This window comes from Pseudoduganella sp. RAF53_2 (assembly GCF_052113985.1).
GTDB lineage: Bacteria > Pseudomonadota > Gammaproteobacteria > Burkholderiales > Burkholderiaceae_D > Rugamonas.
This window is the reverse complement of the sequence record NZ_JBFRDW010000884.1, coordinates 1-1,824: the sequence shown is the minus strand read 5'-3', so window position 1 is coordinate 1,824 and position 1,824 is coordinate 1. Positions and strand designations below refer to the sequence as shown.

General features: G+C 57.7%; 1 protein-coding gene, 1 tRNA gene and 1 pseudogene. 2 read left to right on the top strand and 1 reads right to left on the bottom strand.

Going from position 1 to position 1,824, the window contains the following annotated elements:
- Positions 1–480 precede the first annotated feature (480 nt).
- Positions 481–879 carry a VOC family protein gene (locus AB4Z11_RS30645; protein ID WP_442029800.1) on the top strand — a complete coding sequence of 133 codons (399 nt, stop codon included), beginning with the start codon at positions 481–483 and terminating at the stop codon, positions 877–879.
- A gap of 63 nt (positions 880–942) precedes the next feature.
- On the opposite strand, the gene AB4Z11_RS30640 is transcribed toward AB4Z11_RS30645, so the two are convergent.
- A tRNA-Leu gene (locus AB4Z11_RS30640) sits at positions 943–1,027 on the bottom strand.
- 224 nt (positions 1,028–1,251) lie between these two features.
- Here AB4Z11_RS30640 and AB4Z11_RS30635 point away from each other — a divergent pair.
- Positions 1,252–1,824: pseudogene (locus tag AB4Z11_RS30635) on the top strand (ribonuclease R); the annotation flags it as partial.

Below are 1,824 nucleotides of genomic sequence, written 5' to 3'. Positions count from 1 at the left end.
GACATAGCGTGCGCGCCATGAGGCTACGTCCCGAGCTCTTCCAAGTGACATTGTGTGCACTTTGTCCGATTGCTGATCTGTAGACTAGGAGAATCAATAATTCATTGCGGCCAAATGAAACCGCTTCGCTTTCATCCCCTCGCTGCGTTCACGGCGGCAATCTTCGTGGCGGCTACAGTCGCAAATTTTTTGACTTTGGACTGGCGCCGCGCTCCAATCTCCTACGCCATTGGTTCTGCGCTGCTGGGCAGCCCATTCGCGGTTCTGCTCGTTGCGCACGCCACTATCGCGAGAACTCGCCGGCGCCACGTCTATCTTGCCGCGGGAACGGCGCTATTCATTTTTCCCTGGTAATGAGGTGGCGGCGCCAGCGGAATGAGGGCGGCAAAGTTTTTTCTTGTGCTTGTCGATTTCCTGCGGCATGGTTCGTCGTCGGGATGGAAGTACACAATTCGATCCACTTTTTAAAGAGGCGACATCATGAACAAGCTGGTCATCTTCAACCTGCCGGTCAGGGATCTGGGCAAGTCCAAGGCTTTCTTTTCCGCACTCGGTTTCAGCTTCAACGGGCAATTCAGCAATGAGAACGCGGCGATGATGGTTGTCGTCGAAGACGCGATCAACGTCATGTTGACGACCGAAAGCTTCTTCAAGTCGCTCATCAACAAGCCGGTGGTCCGGGCGACCGAGGCGAATGAGGTGGTGATCTGCCTGAATTGCGAGAGCAGGGAAGAGGTGGACAGTCTGATCGCCAAGGCCACAGCCGCCGGCGCCCGCATTCCGCATCCGCCTGAGGATCACGGCTTCATGTACGACCAGGGCTTTGAGGACATCGATGGCCACCTGTGGAACCTGGTGTGGATGGCGCCGCAAGCCTGACCGGGCTGGAAATGAAAAAAGCCGCAAGACTCGAAAGAGCTTGCGGCTTTCTTACGGAATTTTTGGTGCCCACGGAGGGACTCGAACCCCCACACCTCGCGGCACATGGACCTGAACCATGCGCGTCTACCAATTCCGCCACGTGGGCATTGCAACTTCTGCTATTATAACGCCCTGGAGAGTTTTGCGCCAGATGAACTTTCGTTCCACGCTGCACATCAACCCTTTACTGCGCCCCCGCATTGCTGCGAGAGAGCGTGATTATAGAGGAATATTTTCAGATGTCAAAGGCCAGCGAGCATATTTCACTCGTTAGGAATTCAGGCCGACCTCCGGTACACTACGAGCAATAATAAAACGACCGAATCTCTTTTGAACCAGTCTACACACACCATTCCGAGCCGAGAGGATATCCTCGGCATCTTCCGCAGCGCGAAAGCGCCGCTCGACCTGCGCGCATTGGCGCTGCAGCTCAAGGTGAAACCCGATTCCCATGCGGTGCTGACGCGCCGCCTGAACGCCATGGAGCGCGACGGACAGATCATGTCCGACGTGAATGGCTTCTATGTATTGGCCGATCATTCCGAATTTGTCGCCGGGCGCGTGAGCAGCCACCGCGATGGCTATGGCTTCGTGATCCCCGACGAGCCGGGCGAGGACATCTTCCTCAACGAGCGCGAGATGCAGAAGGTCCTGCACAGCGACAAGGTGCTGGCCCGCGTCACCGGCTACGACCGCCGCGGCCGTCCGGAAGGCACGATCGTGGAAGTGGTCGAGCGCGGCACCACCCACATCATCGGCCGCCTGCTGAAAGATAACGGCGTCTGGATCGTGGCGCCGGAAGACAAGCGCATCAGCCAGGACATCCTGGTGGAAGGCGGCGTMGGCAAGGCCAAGAGCGGCCAGATCGTCAGCGTTGAACTGACCGAGCAGCCGGCGCGCTTC

Coding starts and splice junctions, on each gene's coding strand:
- AB4Z11_RS30645 (WP_442029800.1), top strand. CDS start 481: ATGAACAAGCTGGTCATCTTCAACCTGCCGGTCAGGGATCTGGGCAAG.